The following is a 21,694-nucleotide window of genomic DNA, read 5'->3' on the forward strand; positions in this document are numbered from 1 at the left end:
CGTAGCGTTCCGGTCGCCCGGTTCAGCTACGCAAGGCTGCGTCCAGCGGATATTCCGCGGTGAGTCTTGCTCGCAAGGCTCACGACGGGCCATACCGCCGTGGTTTCTTATTGTTTATTAACGCTTCTTGCGGTTGGCCACGTGGATGGCGCCGCCATTTACGGCCAGGGCCGCTTCGTGCAAGGCTTCGGACAGGGTCGGATGGGAGAAGACCATCATGCCCAGGTCTTCAGCGCTGGTGCCGAATTCCATGCCGATCGCGCCTTGCTGTACCAGCTCGGCAGCGCTTGGGCCGATGACGTGAACGCCCAATACGCGATCCGTCTTGGCATCGGCGATGACTTTCACGAAACCACCGGTATCGTTGGCTGCCATGGCACGGCCGGAGGCTGCAAACGGGAAGGTGCCGACGTTAACTTCAACGCCTTCGGCTTTCAAGGCCTGCTCGGTCTTGCCGACCCATGCGATTTCCGGGTGGGTGTAGATAACCGACGGGATCAGGTCGTAGTTCATCTGGGCTTTATGGCCCTTGATGCGCTCGACGACCATGATGCCTTCCTCGGACGCCTTGTGCGCCAGCATCATGCCGCGGACCACGTCGCCGATGGCGTAGACGCCCGGCACGGTGGTGGCGCAGAAATCGTCGACCTGGATGAAACCGCGCTCATCCAGGGTCACTTCGCAATCGGCGGCCAGCAGGTCAGTGGTCACTGGACGGCGACCAACGGCTACGATCAGCTTGTCGAAGGTGATGGTCTGTTCGCCGTTGGCGTCGGTGTAGTTCACCACGACTTCTTCGCCGTTGACCTTCGAACCGGTCACGCGAGCGCCCAGCTTGATGTCCAGGCCCTGTTTGGTCAGGGTTTTCAACGCTTCCTTGGACACCGCAGCGTCAGCGGCCATCAGGAAGGTGTCGAGAGCTTCGAGCACGGTCACTTCAGCACCCAGGCGCGACCATACCGAACCCAGCTCGAGGCCGATGACGCCAGCGCCGATCACGCCCAGGCGTTTTGGCACGGTCTGGAATTCCAGGGCACCGGTGGAGTCGACGATCACGTTCTGGTCGACCGGGGCAGGCGGGATGTCGATCGGACGCGAACCTGGCGCCAGGATGACGTTCTCGGCTTCGATCACTTCAACCGAACCGTCAGGCTTGGTCACTTCGACTTTCTTGCCCAGCAGCAGCTTGCCGTGGCCTTCGATGGAAGTCACGCCGTTAGCCTTGAACAGGGTGGCAACACCGCTGGTCAGGTTCTTGACGATGCCAGACTTGCGGCCAACCATCGCGGCGACGTCCATTTTCACTTCACCGGTAGAGATACCGTGAACGTTGAAGCTTTCTTTCGCTTCCTTGTATTTCCAGGAACTGTCCAGCAGCGCCTTGGAAGGAATGCAACCGACGTTCAGGCAAGTACCGCCCAAGGCCTGTTTGCCTTCCTTGTCGGTGTATTTCTCGATGCAGGCAGTGCTAAGGCCAAGTTGGGCAGCCTTGATGGCCGCTACATAGCCGCCAGGGCCCGCACCAATCACTACCACGTCGAATTTCTGAGTCATGAGTCATTCCTTTTCGAATCAAACCGGACGGCCGCTTGTGGCGACCGTCGTGGGACGAGACCGATTGTTTCAGCAAGAGGCCGGTCGACAGACCGGCCCTCGCGGCGAGATCAGATGTCCAGCAGCAGACGAGCCGGATCTTCAAGCAGGTTCTTGATGGTTACCAGGAACGTCACGGCTTCTTTACCGTCGATCAGGCGGTGATCGTAGGACAGTGCCAGGTACATCATCGGACGAATCACGACCTGACCGTTAACCGCCATCGGACGCTGGATGATGTTGTGCATGCCCAGGATCGCTGCTTGCGGTGGGTTGACGATCGGGGTCGACATCATCGAACCGAATGTACCACCGTTGGTGATGGTGAACGTACCGCCGGTCATCTCGTCGATGGACAGCTTGCCGTCACGGGCCTTCTTGCCGAAGGTGGCGATGCCGCCTTCGATTTCGGCCAGGCTCATCAGCTCGGCGTTACGCAATACCGGAACCACCAGGCCACGGTCGCTGGAAACAGCAACACCGATATCGGCGTAGCCGTGGTAGACGATGTCCGAACCGTCGATCGACGCGTTGACGGCCGGGAAGCGTTTCAGCGCTTCGGTGGCCGCCTTGACGAAGAACGACATGAAGCCCAGGCGCACGCCGTTGTGGGACTTCTCGAACAGGTCCTTGTACTTCGAACGCAGGGCCATGACTTCGGTCATGTCGACTTCGTTGAAGGTGGTCAGCATCGCCATGTTCGACTGGGCTTCTACCAGACGCTTGGCCACGGTGGCACGCACGCGAGTCATCGGCACGCGCTTCTCGGTGCGGTCGCCAGCGGCGAACACAGGCGCAGCGGCGGCCGGAGCGGCAGCCTTGGCCGGAGCAGCGGCCGCTGGAGCGGCTTTCTTCGCGGCAACGGCAGCCACCACGTCTTCCTTGGTCACGCGACCGCCTTTGCCGGTGCCGGCAACGGAGGCGATGTTGATGCCGTTCTCTTCAGCGATCTTGCGGGCAGCTGGCGCAGCGACTGGATCGTCTTCGCCGTCGGCAGCTGGAGCAGCAGCCTGAGCGGCAGCCGGTGCAGCGGCGGCTGGAGCAGCGGCAGCAACACCGCCTTCTTCGATGGAGCCCAGGACTTCAGCCGACAGGACGGTATCGCCCTCGTTCTTGACGATCGCGCCCAGCACGCCATCAGCTTCGGCCAGGACTTCCAGCACGACCTTGTCGGTTTCGATGTCGACGATCAGCTCGTCGCGCTTGACCGCGTCGCCCGGTTTTTTGTGCCAGGTGGCAATGGTGCCATCGGCAACCGATTCCGGGAAAGTGGGGGCTTTGATCTCGATAGCCATTATCTGTGGTTCCTTAAATTCGGTTTCAGGTGCGCGAAGGCATTAAACGGTAAAGGCATCTTGCAGCAGTTTTTCCTGCTGCTCGGCGTGCATCGACGCATAACCACACGCCGGTGCAGCGGAAGCATCACGGCCGGCATATTCCAGGCCCAGGGCCTTGTTATGGTTGCCGATGCTGCGACGCAGGTGATGCTGACTGCTGTACCAAGCGCCTTGGTTCATCGGTTCTTCCTGACACCACACCACATGGGTGAGGTTGGTGTAAGGCGCGATGGCCTCCATCAGGTCCTCTTCCGGGAACGGGTAAAGCTGCTCGATACGCACGATGGCGATGTCTTCGCGGCCTTCGGCACGACGTTTTTCCAGCAGGTCGTAGTAGACCTTGCCGCTGCACAGGACCAGGCGAGTGACCTTCGCCGCGTCCAGGGTATCGATTTCCGAAATGACGGTCTGGAAGGAGCCTTCGGCCAGATCCTCGAGCGTGGAAATCGCCAGTTTGTGACGCAGCAGCGACTTCGGTGTCAGCACGATCAGCGGCTTGCGCAGCGGACGGATGACTTGACGACGCAGCAGGTGGTAGATCTGCGCCGGAGTCGTCGGTACGCAAACCTGGACGTTGTGCTCGGCGCACAGTTGCAGGTAACGCTCCAGACGAGCCGACGAGTGCTCCGGCCCCTGCCCTTCATAACCGTGTGGCAACAGCATGGTCAGACCGCAGAGACGGCCCCACTTGTGCTCGCCGCTGGTGATGAACTGGTCGACAACCACCTGGGCACCGTTGGCGAAGTCGCCGAACTGGGCTTCCCAGATCACCAGTGCATTGGGCTCGGTGGTGGAATAGCCATATTCGAACGCCAGGACGGCTTCTTCGGACAGCAGCGAATCGTACAGGTCGAAACGTGGCTGGCCCTTGTACAGGTGTTGCAACGGGATGTAGGTGCTGGCGTCTTTCTGGTTGTGCAGCGCCGCGTGGCGGTGCGAGAAAGTGCCGCGGCCTACGTCCTGGCCGGTGATGCGGATCGGGTGACCTTCGAACGCCAGGGTCGCGTACGCCATGGTTTCAGCGTAGCCCCAGTTGATCGGCAGGCCGCCGGCTTGCATCTTCTGCCGGTCTTCGTAGATCTTCGAGACCTGGCGCTGGACCACGAAGCCTTCCGGGATTTCCAGCAGCTTGGCGGACAGTTCCTGCAAGGTCTTGAGGTCGAAACGCGTGTCGTGACGAGCGGTCCAGGCGTGGCCCAGGTACGGACGCCAGTCCACGAACAACTCTTTGTTCGGTTCCTTGACCAGGCTCTTTACAACATGCAGGCCATTGTCCAGGGCGTTGCGATATTCATCGACTTTTTCCTGGACGCGCTCGGCATCCAGAACACCGCCCTGGGTCAGGCGCTCGGCATACAGCTCACGGGTGGTGCGCTGCTTGGCGATCTGCTGGTACATCAGGGGCTGGGTGCCACTTGGCTCGTCGGCCTCGTTGTGGCCGCGACGACGGTAGCAGACCAGGTCGATCACCACGTCGCGCTTGTACTGCATGCGGTAGTCGATGGCCAACTGGGTGACGAACAGCACGGCTTCCGGATCATCGCCATTCACATGGAGGATCGGTGCCTGGATCATTTTCGCGACGTCGGTGGCGTACTCGGTGGAACGCGAGTCCAGCGGGTTGCTGATGGTGAAACCGACCTGGTTGTTGATCACGATGTGCACGGTGCCGCCGGTCTTGAAACCGCGGGTCTGCGACATCTGGAAGGTTTCCATGACCACGCCCTGACCGGCGAATGCCGCGTCACCGTGGATGGAAATCGGCAGCACCTTCTCGCCAGTCGGATCGTTGCGACGATCCTGGCGGGCGCGTACCGAACCCTCGACCACCGGGGAAACGATTTCCAGGTGAGACGGGTTGAACGCCATGGCCAGGTGGACTTCGCCGCCGGTGGTCATCACGTTGGACGAGAAGCCCTGGTGGTATTTAACGTCACCGGAACCCAGCTCGACCTTCTTCTTGCCTTCGAACTCGTCGAACAGTTCGCGCGGGTTCTTGCCGAAGGTGTTGACCAGTACGTTGAGGCGGCCACGGTGGGCCATGCCGATGACGACTTCCTTGGTGCCGTAGGAACCGGAACGCTGGATCAGCTCGTCGAGCATCGGAATCAGGCTTTCGCCACCTTCCAGGCCGAAACGCTTGGTACCCGGGTACTTGGTGCCCAGGTATTTCTCCAGGCCTTCACCGGCGGTGACGCGCTCGAGCAAGTGGCTCTTGATGTCGGCGGAGTACGTCGGACGGCCACGAACGCTTTCCAGACGCTGCTGGAACCACTGGCGCTGCTCGGAATCGGTGATGTGCGTGAATTCAGCGCCGATGGTGCGGCAATATGTCTGCTGCAACGCTTCGTGAATTTCGCGTAGGCTCGCTTCCTCTTTGCCGATGAACAGGTCGCCGGCACGGAAGGTCGTATCAAGGTCGGCATTGGTCAAGCCGTAGTGAGTGATCGACAGGTCTGCAGGTGCAGGACGCTGCCACAGCCCCAGCGGGTCAAGCTGGGCTGCCTGATGGCCGCGCATCCGGTAGGCCTGGATCAGTCGCAGTACTTCAACTTGCTTTTTCTCGTGCTCGGAGCTCACGCTGCCGGCAGACACCGGTTGAGCGCGGCGCTGGTTCTTTGCCAGCAACACGAAATGATCGCGAATCGTCGAGTGCGAAACATCGGTGGCAGAGTTACCGTCAGCCGGCAACTTCTGAAAGTAGGTGCGCCATTCTTCTGGCACAGCGTTAGGGTCGTGCAGGTAGAGCTCGTAGAGCTCTTCCACATAGGCAGCGTTACCACCGGAGAGGTGGGCACTGTTCCACATGCGCTGCATCACGCTTTCTTGCATGCTTGGTCACCCTCGATTAGGGGAACACCATCGGCGAAAACACCGAGCAAACTTGCAGAAGTCCGAGTGCAGCGACTAAAACAAGCCACTTAGGATCACGCTGATAGTCCGGGTACCAGCCCGGATGCCCCTGCTTGTCTCATTTCTTCAAAATAAGAACCGCCGCTTTGTAAGCGGCTGTTCTGGTTATAGCCAGGACGTGGGTTGAAGCCCACGCCCTCGCCTCTACGGGTACAGCGGTTCTACGGGTACAGCAGCTGAATCACACGCCGTTTTGCAGCAGCATGTTACGTACGTGACCGATGGCCTTAGTCGGGTTCAGGCCTTTCGGACAGACGTTGACGCAGTTCATGATCCCGCGGCAGCGGAATACGCTGAACGGGTCATCCAGTGCAGCCAGACGCTCGGACGTCTTGGTGTCACGGCTGTCTGCCAGGAAGCGGTACGCTTGCAGCAGGGCGGCCGGGCCCAGGAACTTGTCCGGGTTCCACCAGAACGATGGGCACGAGGTCGAGCAGCAAGCGCACAGGATGCACTCGTACAGACCGTCGAGCTTTTCACGCTCTTCCGGAGACTGCAGACGCTCGATGGCCGGGGCCGGCGTGTCGTTCTGCAGGAATGGCTTCACCTTCTCGTATTGCTTGTAGAAGATGCTCATATCGACGACCAGGTCACGAATAACCGGCAAACCTGGCAACGGACGAACCACCAGCTTGTTGCCCTTGACCACGGCCGACAGCGGCGTGATGCAGGCCAGGCCGTTCTTGCCGTTGATGTTCATGCCGTCGGAGCCGCAAACGCCCTCGCGGCAAGAGCGACGATAGGAGAAGCCCTCGTCCTGCTCTTTGATCAGGGCCAGCACGTCCAGCACCATCAGGTCTTTACCACCGGTATCGACCTGGAAGTCCTGCATGAACGGCGCAGCGTCCTGATCAGGGTTGTAGCGATAAACACTGACTTGCAACATAGCGGTCACCCTTAATAAGTCCGGACTTTTGGTTCGAAAGTCGGAACAGTCTTCGGCGAGAAGTTCACGGCACGCTTGGCGACGCGTTTTTCACCCGGGAAGTACAAGGTGTGGCACAGCCAGTTTTCGTCGTCACGGTCTTCGAAGTCTTCGCGGGCGTGGGCACCACGGGACTCTTTACGCACTTCTGCGGCGATGGCGGTGGCTTCGGCCACTTCCAGCAGGTTCTGCAATTCCAGCGCTTCGATACGGGCAGTGTTGAACGCCTGCGACTTATCGTTGATCTTCACGTTGGCGATTCGTTCACGCAATTGCGCCAGCTGGGCAATACCCTTCTGCATGTATTCGCCGGTACGGAATACACCGAAGTAGTTCTGCATGCAGTTCTGCAACTCACGACGCAGGGTTGCCACGTCTTCGCCTTCGGTACGCTCGTTCAGAGCGGACAGACGCGCCAGGGCAGCTTCGATGTTGGCGTCGGTGGCATCGTCATATTCGATACCGTCGGACAGCGCTTTTTCCAGGTGCAGGCCAGCAGCGCGACCGAAGACCACCAGGTCGAGCAACGAGTTGCCGCCCAGGCGGTTGGCACCGTGAACCGATACGCACGCCACTTCACCCACTGCAAACAGGCCAGGGATGATTTCGTCCACGCCTTCGGCGTTCTGGGTGATCGCCTGGCCGTGGATGTTGGTGGCAACGCCGCCCATCATATAGTGGCAAGTTGGAACCACTGGCACCGGCGCGACGACCGGATCGACGTGGGCGAAGGTCTTGGACAGTTCGCAGATACCTGGCAGGCGGCTGTGCAGCACTTCCTCGCCCAGGTGATCGAGCTTGAGCATCACGTGGTCGCCATTCGGGCCACAGCCGTTGCCGGCAATGATCTCTTTAACCATCGAACGAGCCACAACGTCACGACCGGCAAGGTCCTTGGCGTTCGGCGCATAACGTTCCATGAAACGCTCGCCGTGCTTGTTGATCAGGTAACCACCTTCACCACGGCAACCTTCGGTCACCAGTACACCGGCGCCGGCGATGCCGGTTGGGTGGAACTGCCACATTTCGATGTCTTGCACCGGCACGCCAGCACGCAAGGCCATGCCGACGCCGTCACCGGTGTTGATCAGGGCATTGGTGGTGGACGCGTAGATACGGCCTGCACCGCCGGTCGCCAGCACGGTGGCTTTCGAGCGGATGTAGGTGGTTTCGCCGGTTTCGATGCAGATCGCGATCACGCCGACGAAGGCGCCGTCCTGGTTTTTCACCAGGTCAACGGCATAGTACTCGTTCAGGAACGTGGTACCGGCTTTCAGGTTGCCCTGGTACAGGGTGTGCAGCAGGGCGTGACCGGTACGGTCGGACGCCGCGCAAGTACGCGCAGCCTGGCCGCCCTTGCCGTAGTCCTTGGACTGGCCACCGAACGGACGCTGGTAGATACGACCTTGCTCGGTACGCGAGAAGGGCATGCCCATGTGGTCCAGCTCGAACACCGCGGCCGGGCCTTCCTGACACATGTATTCGATAGCGTCCTGGTCACCGATGTAGTCGGAACCCTTGACGGTATCGTACATGTGCCAGCGCCAGTCATCGTTCGGGTCGGCCGAAGCGATGGCGCAGGTGATGCCGCCCTGGGCGGAAACGGTGTGCGAACGGGTCGGGAAGACCTTGGTGATCACGGCCGTCTTGTGACCGCCCTGTGCCAGTTGCAGCGCTGCGCGCATGCCGGCACCGCCACCACCAATGATGATGGCGTCGAAAGAAATCGTTGGAATGTTAGCCATGGATCAGATACCCCAGAGAATCTGCACACCCCAGACGAAGTAAGCGAACATCGCAACGCCGCATACTGCCTGGAAAAGGAAACGTACGGCAGTCGCCGACTTGCCGAACGCCATTTGCGTCAGGTAGTCGGTCGCGATGGTCCACATGCCGACCCAGGCGTGAGCGCCCAGTGCGACAAGCGCCAGCAGACTGAAGATACGCATCCAGTTGTTTGCGAACAGTTCATGCCATTGGGCGTAGCCAATGCCAGGGTTTGCCACGACATATCCGATCAGGAAAATGAAGTAAGCCGCGAGAACGACCGCAGATACACGCTGGGCCATCCAGTCATAAAGGCCCGAACGCGAAAGGTTCGTGACGTTGGTTACCATATCCAGACTCCTGCCAGAACGATCAGCACCGCAGACACGGCGATAATGATTTTCGAGCCCAGCTTGCCGCCTTCCAGCGTCTCACCGATGCCCATGTCCATGATCAAGTGGCGCACACCGGCGACCAAGTGATACAGCAAGGCGGACAGGATGCCCCAAATCACTAGCTTGGCTAGCGGACTGGTCAGACACGCTTTCACCTGACCGAAGCCTTCTTCCGAATCGAGCGACTTGTCCAATGCATAAAGCATGATGGCCAGGCTGACGAAGAGGATGACACCGGAAATACGGTGAAGAATGGACGTGTAAGCAGTGACTGGGAGTTTGATGGTCCTTAGGTCTAGGTTTACAGGTCGTTGGCTTTTCACGGCTTTTTTTTCACACTGAAGAGCCCCTAACAATCAGGGCAAAGTTGTTGGGGCGCGCACTGGTCAGGTACTCACCACCCAGGGAGTGACGACCCCCAAGAAAGCAGGCCCAAAAGCCCCTGGCGGTCGGTGGCCGAGTATAGACAGTTAGGCTACTAATGACAACGCGTTCACCTTCCCCTAATAGCGCATTGCACATATGGCGCAAAAGGCGTAAACGGCAGGCAATTTCGCGGAAAAAGTCCGGTTAAAGCCTTCTGGAGCAAGACTTTAGGCAAATTGACATTCGGATTTATCTCACTATAGTGGTGCGGGCCCTGCGTGGGGGGTCTGTCTGATGATTCCAAGCATTAATAGGAGGCCACATGGCTGACAAAAAAGCGCAGTTGATCATCGAGGGCGCAGCCCCCGTCGAGCTGCCCATTTTAACCGGCACCGTTGGTCCCGATGTAATCGACGTTCGCGGCCTGACGGCCACGGGCCGCTTCACCTTCGACCCGGGGTTCATGTCGACCGCTTCGTGCGAGTCGAAGATCACCTATATCGACGGCGACAACGGCATCCTGCTGCACCGCGGCTACCCGATCGAGCAACTGGCTGAAAAATCGGACTACCTGGAAACCTGCTACCTGCTGCTCAACGGCGAGCTGCCAACCGCAGAGCAAAAGGCCCAGTTCGTCAGCACCGTGAAGAACCACACCATGGTTCACGAGCAGCTGAAGACCTTCTTCAACGGCTTCCGTCGCGATGCCCACCCGATGGCCGTCATGTGCGGCGTTGTCGGTGCCCTCTCGGCCTTCTACCACGACTCCCTGGACATCAATAACCCCCAGCATCGCGAAATCTCCGCGATCCGCCTGGTGGCGAAGATGCCGACCCTGGCAGCCATGGTCTACAAGTATTCCATGGGCCAGCCCATGATGTACCCGCGCAACGACCTGACCTATGCAGAAAACTTCCTGCATATGATGTTCAACACCCCGTGCGAGATCAAACCGATCAGCCCGGTACTCGCCAAGGCCATGGACCGGATCTTCATCCTCCATGCCGACCACGAGCAGAACGCCTCCACGTCCACCGTGCGCCTGGCAGGCTCCTCGGGCGCCAACCCGTTCGCCTGTATCGCCGCCGGTATCGCTGCACTCTGGGGCCCTGCCCACGGCGGTGCCAACGAGGCGGTACTGACCATGCTCGATGAAATCGGCGATGTCTCGAACATCGACAAGTTCATCGCCAAGGCCAAGGACAAGAACGATCCGTTCAAGCTGATGGGCTTCGGTCACCGGGTCTACAAGAACCGCGACCCGCGCGCCACCGTCATGAAGCAGACCTGCGACGAAGTGCTCAAGGAACTGGGGATCACGAACGATCCGCAACTCGAACTGGCCATGCGCCTGGAAGAGATCGCCCTGACCGACCCGTACTTCATCGAACGCTCGCTGTACCCGAACGTCGACTTCTACTCGGGGATCATCCTCAAGGCGATCGGCATTCCAACCAGCATGTTCACCGTGATCTTCGCCCTGGCGCGCACCGTCGGCTGGATCTCCCACTGGAAGGAAATGCTCTCCAGCCCGTACAAGATCGGCCGCCCACGCCAGTTGTACACCGGCTACGAGTCGCGTGACATTACTGAGCTGCAAGACCGCAAGTAAGATTCTGGTTCTGCATTAGCCTCAAGCTGCACCGGAACGGCCCCTGCTTCTTATATAAGAGCGGGGGCCGTTTTGTTTATGCCTCCTTTTCATTCCCCTTTGAGTCCTCAGTGACAGGCCTGGCGCCTTCGCGAGCAAGCCCGCTCCCACAGGGGACCGCATTCCCATGTGGGAGCGGGTTTACCCGCGAAGGCGATTGATCTGACACCCTCGAAACCCGCGCACAAAAAAATACCCCGGCCTCTCGACCGGGGTATTTCTCTTGCAGTTGAAGCGGATCGCTAGACCTTAATGGCTAACCGCCCCACTCGCCCCCAGGCCCGTCTGCGAACGCACGAACTGCGGGAAGAACAGTGCACGCTCGTTCACGCCTTCAGCCGACTTGTCGGTAATGGAGAAGAACCAGATGCCGACGAAGGCAATGGCCATCGAGAACAGCGCAGGGTATTCATACGGGAAGATCGCCTTCTCGTGACCCATGATCTGCACCCAGATGGTCGGGCCGAGGATCATCAGGCCCACGGCACTGACCAGGCCCAGCCAGCCGCCAATCATCGCGCCACGGGTGGTCAGCTTCTTCCAGTACATCGAAAGCAGCAGTACCGGGAAGTTGCAGCTCGCCGCGATGGAGAACGCCAGGCCGACCATGAACGCGATGTTCTGCTTCTCGAACAGGATACCCAGGCCGATCGCCAGCACCGCCAGGGCGATGGTGGTGATTTTCGAGACGCGAATCTCGTCCTTCTCGTTGGCCTTGCCTTTCTTGATCACGCTGGCATACAGGTCGTGGGACACCGCCGAGGCACCGGCCAGGGTCAGGCCTGCTACCACCGCCAGGATGGTGGCAAAGGCTACCGCCGAGATGAAGCCCAGGAAGATACTGCCGCCCACCGCGTTGGCCAGGTGCACCGCCGCCATGTTGTTACCGCCGAGCAAGGCACCTGCCGCGTCCTTGAAGGCCGGGTTGGTGCTGACCAGCAGGATCGCGCCGAAACCGATGATGAAGGTCAGGATGTAGAAGTAGCCGATGAAACCGGTGGCATACAGCACGCTCTTGCGCGCTTCCTTGGCGTCGCTCACGGTGAAGAAGCGCATCAGGATGTGCGGCAGGCCTGCGGTACCGAACATCAGCGCCAGACCCAGGGAGAAGGCCGAGATCGGATCCTTCACCAGGCCGCCAGGACTCATGATCGCCTCGCCTTTAGGGTGAACCTTGACCGCTTCGGCAAACAGCATGTTGAAGTCGAAGTTGACGTGCTTCATGACCATCAGGGCCATGAACGAAGCACCCGACAGCAACAGCACCGCCTTGATGATCTGTACCCAGGTGGTGGCCAGCATGCCGCCGAACAACACGTAGAGGCACATCAGGATGCCCACCAGGATCACCGCAACGTGGTAGTCCAGGCCGAACAGCAGCTGGATCAGCTTGCCGGCACCGACCATTTGCGCGATCAGGTAGAACGCCACCACCACCAGCGAGCCGCAGGCGGACAGACTGCGGATCTGGGTTTGCCCAAGGCGATAGGACGCCACGTCGGCAAAGGTGTACTTACCCAGGTTACGCAGGCGTTCAGCGATCAGGAACAGGATGATCGGCCAGCCCACCAGGAAGCCGATCGAGTAGATCAGACCGTCGTAGCCGGAGGAGAACACCAGTGCGGAGATCCCCAGGAAGGACGCCGCCGACATGTAGTCGCCCGCAATGGCCAAGCCATTCTGGAAGCCGGTGATCTTGCCGCCGGCCGCATAGTAGTCGGCCGCCGAGTTGTTTTTCTTGGACGCCCAGTAGGTGATATACAAAGTCGCGCCGACGAAGGCCACGAACATCAGGATAGCCGCGACGTTGAGGGGTTGTTTCTGCACGGCACCGGTCAGGGCTTCAGCCGCCCAGGCGCCCGGTGCGAACGCTGCGATGCTCAATAGAGCCAGTAGACGCCGGATCATTGCTGAGCCTCCTTGAGAATCGCATTGTTCAGGTCGTCGAACTCGCCGTTGGCACGTCGCACATAGATACCGGTCAGGACGAAGGCCGAGACAATCAGACCGACGCCAATGGGAATACCCCAAGTGATGGTGGACTCGGGGGATATTTTAGCCCCGAGAATGTGCGGCCCGTAGGCGATCAGAAGAATGAAGCCGGAATACAGCCCTAGCATGATCGCCGAGAGAATCCAGGCGAACTTTTCCCTTTTTCTCACCAGCTCCTTGAAGCGAGGGCTGTTTTGAATAGAGAGGTAAATGCTGTCGTTCATTGTTTTTATCCTCGCAGCACAGATTTAATTGGAACACCCCTACTCTATGCGGCTCAAGGCCAGGTTCCAGACGACCTTAGTATTAGAACGACATGACGGTGTTGCCCGTCTCCCGCAAAACTTTTGCAATGGCTCTTCTGTGGGAGCGAGCTTGCTCGCGATTGCGGTCGCACATTCAATATAGATGCAAGCAGATATACCGCTATCGCGAGCAAGCTCGCTCCCACAGGAAATTGGCAAGACCGAAAGGTTGCAGGCACAAAAAAACCGCATGACACGCCGTCATGCGGTTTTCGGAACAGCTCAGGCCAGGCGAATTACTTGCCGGTCCACTCCTTCACGCGGTCCGGGTGCTTGGCCACCCAATCCTTAGCGGCAGCTTCCGGCTTGGCACCCTCTTGGATAGCCAGCATGACTTCGCCGATTTCGTCTTTCGAAGCCCATTGGAACTTCTTCAGGAACTCGGCCACTTCCGGCGCCTTGGCGTCCAGTTCCTTGCTGCCGATGCTGTTCACGGTTTCAGCCGCGCCGTAAACGCCTTTCGGGTCTTCCAGGAAGCGCAGTTTCCACTTGGCGAACATCCAGTGCGGCACCCAACCGGTGACAGCGATGGATTCGTTTTTCTTCTCGGCACGGGTCAGCTCGGCGATCATGCCGGCGCCGGAACTGGCCTTGAGTTGATAACCGGTCAGGTCGTAATCCTTGATCGCCTGTTCGGTCTTGAGCATCACGCCTGAACCGGCATCGATACCGACAATACGGTTCTTGAAGCTTTCATCGGTCTTGAGATCGGCCACGGACTGGGCCTTGACGTACTCCGGCACGATCAGGCCGATTTTTGCGTCCTTGAAGTTGGGGCCGTAATCGACCACTTGGTCCTTGTTCTTGGCCCAATAGTCGCCGTGAGTCACCGGCAGCCAGGCCGAGAGCATCGCGTCGAGTTTGCCAGTGGCCACGCCTTGCCACATGATCCCGGTCGCGACCGCTTGCAGCTTCACGTCATAACCGAGTTTTTGCTTGATCACTTCGGCCGCCACGTGGGTGGTCGCGACGCTGTCGGACCAGCCGTCAACGTAACCGATGCTCAGGGTTTTGGTTTCGGCGCTGGCCAAGGTGGAACTGATGGCCAGTACCAGTGCGGCACCTGCGCCCAAGAGTCGTCGCATCTTCATCGTTACTTCCCCGAAAGTGCTGCGCCCGACGGATGCCGGGCGGCGTCAACGTATAGTTATGATGCTCAGCGCCCCCATCACGCTCGCCCTCAAACCGGTCTGAACGCCAGTGGAGTACTGACTCGTTGATCATCAACCTGCGACGATCCGGAACCTGCTCTGTCTGCGACGTCAAAGCATCGAGAAACGACATCAGAAAGCCAGCAACGACATCTGACGTGATCGGTGAAAAATCCCGTAGGATCGCTGCCCTCCAAAGCTGAACAGTTATCAGATGACTAGCCGCCACCGTCCCCAAACGTGTATCGTCCCGCTACTATCGCACCCCGTCCGTGCCTGTTTTGTGCCCGTCATGGCACTTGGCTCCGCTTCGGTGGTCATAGGCTGCGAACCTCATTCCGGCACTTTCCTCTAAGGGATCCAGTCATGCTCCGTTCCTTGCGCTTCGCTGCCCTCCTCGGCGGCCTTATCCTGAGTGCGTCCGCGCTGGCGGTAGATATTGACGCCGCCAGCTATGGCTACCCCTTGACCAACCCGTTCGAGGCGACCATCGCCACCACGCCGCCGGACCTGCGCCCGGAGTTGCCACTGATCGAGGATATCAACCAGTCCGACCACAGCCTGACCCTGCGCCCGGAACGCGAGTTCATCCTGCCGGACAACTTCTGGCCGGTAAAAAGCCTCACCTACCGCATGGCTACCCAGGACAAGCCCGCACCGCTGATCTTCCTCATCGCCGGCACCGGTGCGCGCTTTGACAGTAGCATTAATGAATACCTCAAGCGCCTCTACTACAAGGCCGGCTACCACGTGGTGCAGTTGTCCTCGCCCACCAGCTTCGACTTCATGAGCGCCGCTTCGCGCTTCGCCACGCCAGGCATTTCCAAGGAAGACGCCGAAGACATGTACCGGGTGATGCAGGCCGTACGCGCCCAGAACCCGAAAGTCCCGGTTACCGAGTACTACCTGACCGGCTACAGCCTCGGCGCCCTGGACGCGGCCTTCGTCGCCCACCTGGACGAAACCCGGCGCAGCTTCAATTTCAAGAAGGTGCTGCTGCTTAACCCACCGGTGAACCTCTACACCTCGATCACCAACCTGGACAAACTGGTCCAGACCGAGGTCAAGGGCATCAACAACACCACCACCTTCTATGAGCTGGTGCTGAACAAGCTGACGCGCTACTTCCAGCAAAAAGGCTACATCGACCTCAACGATGCCCTGCTCTATGACTTCCAGCAGTCCAAGCAGCACCTGAGCAACGAGCAGATGGCGATGTTGATCGGCACCTCGTTCCGCTTCTCGGCGGCCGACATCGCCTTCACCTCGGACCTGATCAACCGTCGCGGCCTGATCATCCCGCCCAAGTTCCCGATTACCGAAAGCACCAGCCTGACGCCGTTCCTCAAGCGTGCGCTGCAATGCGATTTCGACTGTTACCTCACCGAGCAAGTGATCCCGATGTGGCGCGCGCGCACTGACGGCGGCAGCCTGCTGCAACTGGTCGACCAGGTCAGCCTGTACGCGCTGAAGGATTACCTGCACGCCAGCCCGAAGATCGCCGTCATGCACAATGCCGACGACGTGATTCTCGGCCCGGGCGACCTGGGTTTCCTGCGCAAGACCTTTGGTGATCGCCTGACGGTTTATCCACTGGGCGGCCACTGCGGCAACCTCAACTACCGCGTCAACAGCGACGCCATGCTGGAGTTTTTCCGTGGCTAAATATCTGCTGCTTATCGCTGCGTTAATCAGTGCGGGCATGGTCCACGCCGACAACAGCAAAGCCAACGCGCCCGTGGTGGTGGACTCGGACGGTTTCAAGGAACCGCTGACCAAGCTCAAGTTCAACCCGGGGCTGGACCAGCGCGAGTTCGAGCGTTCGACCCTCAACGCCTTGAATGTCTATGACCCATTGGAATCCTGGAACCGCCGGGTCTACCACTTCAACTACCGCTTCGACCAATGGGTATTCCTGCCCGTGGTAGATGGCTATCGCTACATTACCCCCGGCTTCGTGCGCACCGGGGTCAGCAATTTCTTCAACAATTTGGGGGACGTGCCAAACCTGATGAACAGCTTGCTGCAATTCAAGGGCAAGCGTTCGATGGAAACCACGGCGCGCCTGCTGCTCAACACCACCGTCGGCATCGCCGGCCTGTGGGACCCGGCCACCGCCATGGGCCTGCCGCGCCAGAGCGAAGATTTCGGCCAGACCCTGGGCTTCTACGGCGTGCCGGCCGGCGCGTACTTCGTGCTGCCAATCTTCGGCCCATCGAACCTGCGCGACACTTCGGGCTTGCTGGTGGACTACACCGCCGAATCGGCGATCAACTACCTGAACGTCTCCGAAGTCAGTTCCAACCACCCGGAGTTGCTGCTTCTGCGCGGCGTCGACAGGCGCTACCAGACCAGTTTCCGGTACGGACAACTGAATTCGCCGTTCGAATATGAAAAGGTGCGCTACGTGTACACCGAGTCGCGCAAGTTGCAGATCGCGGAGTAATCCTGCAGAGAGAGCAGGTTGTGACCAGTGGGGTTGGCTTGATAACCGATCCCCCTTGATGGACGCTCACTAACAAAAAGCCCCCCGGCATGCTCGATGACGGAGGGCTTTTCAGCGTATGGGACAAGCACCATCAGCTCACCTTGATAGGTTCCATTGCGTGCTTGTCCGATGCGACCTATCGCTGGTCATCGGCAAGTGGAGCGAACACTTCGCCAGCCCAACGGTTCATGCTGTACTTCTGGACCACATCCACGGGTGGATCAATATATTCCTCAACGAGAAATGACGTCGGGATAACAGGGTGGTCACTGTCAATGACCAGAATGTTTCGCGCATCATAAAAATCGTAATTCATTACCGACGGATTGTTGGTGATGATCTTCTTCCGGTAGAACAATGCGTCGAAGAAGCGAAAGCTCAGACCCGCATGGCCCGGCCGGACGATATCGATCAGGATTTCCGAGCGCCTGATCAGATCGCCAACTTCATCGAGCGACATCCTTTCCCTGAAAAAAGTGATACCCGGACTGGCATTTTCGACCACCTTGCTTTGCACCAGGAACTTGTAATTCGTGTGGCCAAGACGATCGAATTCCGCTGCGATTCTGCCCAGTACGTCAATGCGATTCTTGCCCGCCATCACGACAAACGCTATGTACTCACGAGTGGTTTCAAGCTCGGTGTCGAGCTCGTATATGTAGTTGCTGAGCTTCCGGAATCCGTATTCCCGGGCGTCCGCATCGTCGAAGGTGTAGACCTTGTCGAAACGGGCCAACTGAGCAACCGGCATGGCAAGTCTTGCAACGCCGTCAGACAGGAATGCGATGGTCTGTTGTGCTGCAACCATTGCCTGATCGACAAGAGTAATGTCGATTTGTGCGGGATTTATGATGAGTACGGAGTCGACTTTCCCGGCCTTTTGAATCTGGCGGCGTGCTGCACGAACGGTCAGGAATTTCTTCAGCCATCGTCGCAGCTTTCCAGGTAGAAACCGGATCTCGTCGCGCGGTGCAGAAAGATCAACGAACGTGACCTCATTATTTTGGGCCAAGTAATCGCTGAGCCGCTTTATATAACCGCCGACATCTCGACAAACGATCAGGAGCTTTTTCGATGTGATGTCGGGAGGCAGATAAGCCATGTCGTTCTCGTAAAAAGGGTTGAAGATAGCGGCGTCTTTCCAAAAATTTGTAGCTGAACTGTGAATATCAGCCACGCAGAATCCACACCGATCGTTTGGATCTGGGCGCTTGGCAGTTATTTGGAATCATATTTCTTCGGCTGTCTTATCGAGCCGCCTGCGGGGCGCACTGAGGAATGGTCGCTCGATTGACCAGTAGGTCAAAACGCTCAACGCGCTCACCGCCAGAATGATAAGCGGCAAATACCATGCATAGCCAGCGAGCGTGCCCTCTGTGAAATTGTATATTTTCAGCAGACTGAACACGCTGTAGATCACGATACCGTGCAGCAGATAGATACTGAAGCTTGCTTCCCCGAGAACCTTTAGCCCCTTGTGTTCCAGGAGTCCGTACAGGCTGTTGCCTAGAACGAATAGCCCGAACGGGATACCGAGAATCAACATCTGCCCCGTTGAGTATGAGCGCATGTTCAGACTCGCGAGCAGTACCCCGACAGCAATGAGGCAACACCAGGGAGTTGAAAAGTTGATTGACGTCTTGCGCAGCCGAGGTTCAAGAAAGGCGACAGCCATACCCACCAGAAATAGCTTAACGAACCGCTTATGAAATACGGGGTGATACTCCGGCCATAAGATCGCAATCGCGCCGATGGACACCACCAGGGCGAGGATCGGCAGTTGGCGACGGAACAGGCAATACATGAGCGGGAGCGAAAGATAGAAAAGCGCCTCGTACATCAGTGTCCACTGCACAGAAGCGTTGATCAGCTTGCTGTCTGGAAATCCATTGATCGATCCTCCCAGGAAGATTAACCAGCGACCGAGCGCGACGAAATTATCGAGCAGTGGGCTTGGTTCACCCCTTGTCTGGTAGAAACTGATAACGGCAACCAAGAGAATAGACACGATGTACATTGGGAAAATGCGGCGTAATCGAGAGGAAAGCAGCGAGCCCCAATTGGGCTGCCCCCTGATCACTTTTTGCGTAAAAAGGTAGCCCGTGATCATAAAGAACAAGGACACCGGTACGGCCCCCATATTGTTGATCACGCGGCTGTCAGTGACTTGCCAGGTTCCGGTGCTGTGCCACACAAAGGTGATGGCGAAGTGGTGAACCATCACCGCTGTTGCGAGGATTCCACGCAGACCGTCCAACGACGACACCCGGTGTTTTGCTTCAGGGGCGAGCAAAGGGAAGCGCCCGGCAATCAAGCAGAACGCGCTGACGGAAAGCACATATAGCGCCAGCAATTGAAAGGTTTCGATCATTGATTTTTTCCAAATGTATACGCTGGCTCACGACCTGCGGTGGGGGCTTTGCTAACGGTTGCCAACTTCAACCTTTCAGCGTTTTCCAGACCTTGCCCATAAGGATCACCCCCGCCAACACCACGGCCCCCGCCACGATCCCAGCCACCGCATTGAGCAACATCGGCACGATAAAACCGGCACCGCCAGCGCTGGCCGTCACGCCTTCGATCCAGTGATGCACCGCCGGCACGCCGTGGGTGAGGATACCGCCGCCCACCAGGAACATCGCCGCCGTGCCGATCACCGACAGGCCTTTCATCATGTAGGGTGCTGCACTCAGAATGGCCCCGCCGATGCTTTTCGCGGCCTGCCCTGGCTTCCGGGTCAACCAGAGCCCCAGGTCATCGAGCTTGACGATCCCCGCCACCAGGCCATAAACCCCCACGGTCATGATAATGGCGATGCCAGACAGGACGATCACCTGCTGGGTCAGCGCTGCATCGGCGACGGTGCCCAGGGTGATGGCAATGATTTCCGCCGAGAGGATGAAGTCGGTGCGTACCGCCCCCTTGATCTTGTCCTTTTCAAAGGCCACCAGGTCGACCGCCGGGTCCGCCACCGCCTCGACCAGCTGCGCATGTTCGGCCTGGTCCTCGGCCTTGCTGTGAAGGAACTTGTGGGCAAGCTTTTCGAACCCTTCGAAACACAGGTAGGCGCCCCCCACCATCAACAACGGCGTCACCAGCCAAGGAACGAAGGCGCTGATCGCCAGCGCCGACGGCACCAGGATCAATTTGTTGATGAACGACCCCTTGGCCACCGCCCACACCACTGGCAGCTCGCGCTCGGCACGCACCCCCGACACTTGCTGGGCATTGAGCGCCAAGTCATCGCCCAGCACGCCGGCGGTTTTCTTGGCGGCCATCTTGGTCATCAGCGCGACATCGTCGAGCACGGTGGCGATATCGTCGATCAGTACCAGCAAACTGCTTCCGGCCATGGAGGGGCTCCTTGAATAATAATGCTGCGCAGCATACCGCGAGCCGCGGCGCCTTGGGCATTCTTGAGCGCCGCGCGAGGCCGGTGCTACCATGCGCCACCGCCAGAACAGGCAAGGAACCCCTGGGTTTATGAGCACAATCCGCGAGCGCAACAAAGAATTGATCCTGCGTGCCGCCAGCGAAGAATTTGCCGACAAGGGCTTCGCCGCGACCAAGACCAGCGACATCGCGGCCAAGGCTGGCCTGCCCAAGCCCAACGTCTACTACTACTTCAAATCCAAGGAAAACCTCTATCGAGAGGTGCTGGAAAGCATCATCGAGCCGATTCTCCAGGCTTCGACACCGTTCAATGCCGAAGGCGTACCAGGTGAGGTGCTGAGTCACTACATCCGCTCCAAGATCCGCATCTCCCGCGACCTGCCCTTCGCCTCGAAAGTCTTCGCCAGCGAAATCATGCACGGCGCCCCCCACCTGAGCCCCGACCTGGTGGAACAACTCAACGCCCAGGCGCGACACAACATCGACTGCATCCAGACCTGGATCGACCGCGGCCAGATCGCCCCCATCGACCCCAATCACCTGATGTTCAGCATCTGGGCCGCCACCCAGACCTATGCCGATTTCGACTGGCAGATCAGCGCCGTGACCGGCAAGGCGAAGCTGGATGAGGCGGATTACGAAGCGGCGGCGCAGACGATTATCCGGTTGGTGCTGAAGGGGTGTGAGCCAGACTGAAGACTGAGTAGCCTTCATCGCGAGCAAGCTCGCTCCCACACGGGGTTTGCGGTGTCCAGACATTATGTGTCCAACATCAGACCCTGTGGGAGCGAGCTTGCTCGCGATGAAGGCACCTCGACTTCAGATTGAACCCATATTGCATCCCACAGTGGATAGTCACCCAATCGCGTCACCAGACCTGCCCGCAGCGGATTGGCGACAACATAGCGAGCGAGCTTGACCAAGTCCTCCTCGCGACGCAGTGCTCGGTCATGGTATCCCTGTTGCCACAGGCTACCTTGTTGCCCAGTGGATAGGTTCACCGCCCGAGCACTCAAAGACTTGGTTTTTTGCATCAACTCATTCAACGAGCCTTGCTGCAATTCAATCAACCAATGGAAATGATCAGGCATAACCACCCACGCCAATGACTTCGCCCATTTCTTATCCTGGGCACACCGAAATTGTTCAACGACCAATCTGCCTAAAGCGAAATCCAGGAAAATCGGCTTTCGCTCAACCGTGTTAGTGGTCAATAAATAGATTCGATTCAACTCACCGTAACGGCCTGTGCGCAAGCGATGTGAAGCAGGTAGATCAGGCATTCCTTCGCTTCTCAATGATCAGGTCATCAAAGGCTAGGCCAGTTGTTTTTTGGATGCCGGGCTGAGTCTTGGCTGGATGTGTCTGGGAGATCGCTATCGCGAGCAAGCTCGCTCCCACACTGGGTTTGCGGTGTC

General features: G+C 58.7%; 17 protein-coding genes and 1 pseudogene. 4 read left to right on the top strand and 14 right to left on the bottom strand.

Going from position 1 to position 21,694, the window contains the following annotated elements; genetic code table 11:
• Window positions 1–117: 117 nt before the first annotated feature.
• From lpdA to sdhC, 7 genes are all read right to left on the bottom strand, one after another.
• Complete coding sequence (gene lpdA / locus ACMTA2_RS24315) at window positions 118–1,554, bottom strand: dihydrolipoyl dehydrogenase (RefSeq protein ID WP_413792109.1); 1,437 nt, start codon at window positions 1,552–1,554, stop codon at window positions 118–120.
• A gap of 110 nt (window positions 1,555–1,664) precedes the next feature.
• Entirely contained in the window at window positions 1,665–2,888 is a 1,224-nt protein-coding gene (gene odhB / locus ACMTA2_RS24320; RefSeq protein ID WP_413792110.1) for a 2-oxoglutarate dehydrogenase complex dihydrolipoyllysine-residue succinyltransferase, read from the bottom strand.
• Between the two features lie 42 nt (window positions 2,889–2,930).
• On the bottom strand, window positions 2,931–5,762 hold the full coding sequence (locus ACMTA2_RS24325; protein WP_413792111.1) for a 2-oxoglutarate dehydrogenase E1 component: 2,832 nt from the start codon (window positions 5,760–5,762) through the stop codon (window positions 2,931–2,933).
• A 262-nt stretch (window positions 5,763–6,024) separates the two neighbouring features.
• Window positions 6,025–6,729, bottom strand: a complete 705-nt coding sequence (locus ACMTA2_RS24330; RefSeq protein ID WP_207964740.1) for a succinate dehydrogenase iron-sulfur subunit — start codon at window positions 6,727–6,729, stop codon at window positions 6,025–6,027.
• 11 nt (window positions 6,730–6,740) lie between these two features.
• On the bottom strand, window positions 6,741–8,513 hold the full coding sequence (gene sdhA, locus ACMTA2_RS24335) for a succinate dehydrogenase flavoprotein subunit (protein WP_413792112.1): 1,773 nt from the start codon (window positions 8,511–8,513) through the stop codon (window positions 6,741–6,743).
• 3 nt (window positions 8,514–8,516) lie between these two features.
• On the bottom strand, window positions 8,517–8,885 hold the full coding sequence (sdhD, locus tag ACMTA2_RS24340) for a succinate dehydrogenase, hydrophobic membrane anchor protein (RefSeq protein WP_030138327.1): 369 nt from the start codon (window positions 8,883–8,885) through the stop codon (window positions 8,517–8,519).
• A complete protein-coding gene (sdhC, locus tag ACMTA2_RS24345) occupies window positions 8,879–9,253 on the bottom strand; it encodes a succinate dehydrogenase, cytochrome b556 subunit (RefSeq protein WP_003179220.1) in 375 nt (124 codons plus the stop codon). Before sdhC ends, sdhD begins: the two co-directional genes overlap by 7 nt.
• A 365-nt stretch (window positions 9,254–9,618) precedes the next feature.
• Between sdhC and gltA the strand changes: the two genes are divergently transcribed.
• On the top strand, window positions 9,619–10,908 hold the full coding sequence (gene gltA, locus ACMTA2_RS24350) for a citrate synthase (protein WP_413792113.1): 1,290 nt from the start codon (window positions 9,619–9,621) through the stop codon (window positions 10,906–10,908).
• 288 nt (window positions 10,909–11,196) lie between these two features.
• On the opposite strand, the gene ACMTA2_RS24355 is transcribed toward gltA, so the two are convergent.
• From ACMTA2_RS24355 to ACMTA2_RS24365, 3 genes are all read right to left on the bottom strand, one after another.
• Window positions 11,197–12,855 carry a cation acetate symporter gene (locus ACMTA2_RS24355; protein ID WP_413792114.1) on the bottom strand — a complete coding sequence of 553 codons (1,659 nt, stop codon included), beginning with the start codon at window positions 12,853–12,855 and terminating at the stop codon, window positions 11,197–11,199.
• Window positions 12,852–13,163, bottom strand: a complete 312-nt coding sequence (locus ACMTA2_RS24360; protein WP_058544649.1) for a DUF485 domain-containing protein — start codon at window positions 13,161–13,163, stop codon at window positions 12,852–12,854. Before ACMTA2_RS24360 ends, ACMTA2_RS24355 begins: the two co-directional genes overlap by 4 nt.
• A gap of 317 nt (window positions 13,164–13,480) precedes the next feature.
• Entirely contained in the window at window positions 13,481–14,335 is an 855-nt protein-coding gene (locus ACMTA2_RS24365) for a glycine betaine ABC transporter substrate-binding protein (RefSeq protein ID WP_413792115.1), read from the bottom strand.
• A gap of 426 nt (window positions 14,336–14,761) precedes the next feature.
• Between ACMTA2_RS24365 and ACMTA2_RS24370 the strand changes: the two genes are divergently transcribed.
• Together ACMTA2_RS24370 and ACMTA2_RS24375 are read left to right on the top strand one after the other, a co-directional pair.
• The gene (locus tag ACMTA2_RS24370) at window positions 14,762–16,060 is read left to right on the top strand and encodes a serine/threonine protein kinase (protein ID WP_413792116.1); all 1,299 of its coding nucleotides are present in this window, start codon (window positions 14,762–14,764) and stop codon (window positions 16,058–16,060) included.
• Window positions 16,053–16,841 (top strand): MlaA family lipoprotein, encoded by a 789-nt coding sequence (locus tag ACMTA2_RS24375; RefSeq protein ID WP_413792117.1) that lies wholly within the window; start codon window positions 16,053–16,055, stop codon window positions 16,839–16,841. Before ACMTA2_RS24370 ends, ACMTA2_RS24375 begins: the two co-directional genes overlap by 8 nt.
• A gap of 178 nt (window positions 16,842–17,019) precedes the next feature.
• Here ACMTA2_RS24375 and ACMTA2_RS24380 read toward each other — a convergent pair whose 3' ends face one another.
• From ACMTA2_RS24380 to ACMTA2_RS24390, 3 genes are all read right to left on the bottom strand, one after another.
• On the bottom strand, window positions 17,020–18,060 hold the full coding sequence (locus ACMTA2_RS24380; RefSeq protein WP_413792118.1) for a WaaS/CpsH family glycosyltransferase: 1,041 nt from the start codon (window positions 18,058–18,060) through the stop codon (window positions 17,020–17,022).
• Between the two features lie 51 nt (window positions 18,061–18,111).
• Window positions 18,112–19,254 (bottom strand): acyltransferase family protein, encoded by a 1,143-nt coding sequence (locus ACMTA2_RS24385; protein WP_413792119.1) that lies wholly within the window; start codon window positions 19,252–19,254, stop codon window positions 18,112–18,114.
• 67 nt (window positions 19,255–19,321) lie between these two features.
• Entirely contained in the window at window positions 19,322–20,236 is a 915-nt protein-coding gene (locus ACMTA2_RS24390) for a DUF808 domain-containing protein (protein WP_413792120.1), read from the bottom strand.
• A gap of 130 nt (window positions 20,237–20,366) precedes the next feature.
• Between ACMTA2_RS24390 and ACMTA2_RS24395 the strand changes: the two genes are divergently transcribed.
• The gene (locus ACMTA2_RS24395; RefSeq protein WP_413792121.1) at window positions 20,367–20,972 is read left to right on the top strand and encodes a TetR/AcrR family transcriptional regulator; all 606 of its coding nucleotides are present in this window, start codon (window positions 20,367–20,369) and stop codon (window positions 20,970–20,972) included.
• Between the two features lie 131 nt (window positions 20,973–21,103).
• On the opposite strand, the pseudogene ACMTA2_RS24400 reads toward ACMTA2_RS24395, so the two are convergent.
• A pseudogene (locus ACMTA2_RS24400) lies at window positions 21,104–21,559 on the bottom strand (REP-associated tyrosine transposase); the annotation flags it as partial.
• Between the last annotated feature and the right edge of the window lie 135 nt (window positions 21,560–21,694).

The organism is Pseudomonas medicaginis, assembly GCF_965119365.1.
Classification (GTDB): domain Bacteria; phylum Pseudomonadota; class Gammaproteobacteria; order Pseudomonadales; family Pseudomonadaceae; genus Aquipseudomonas.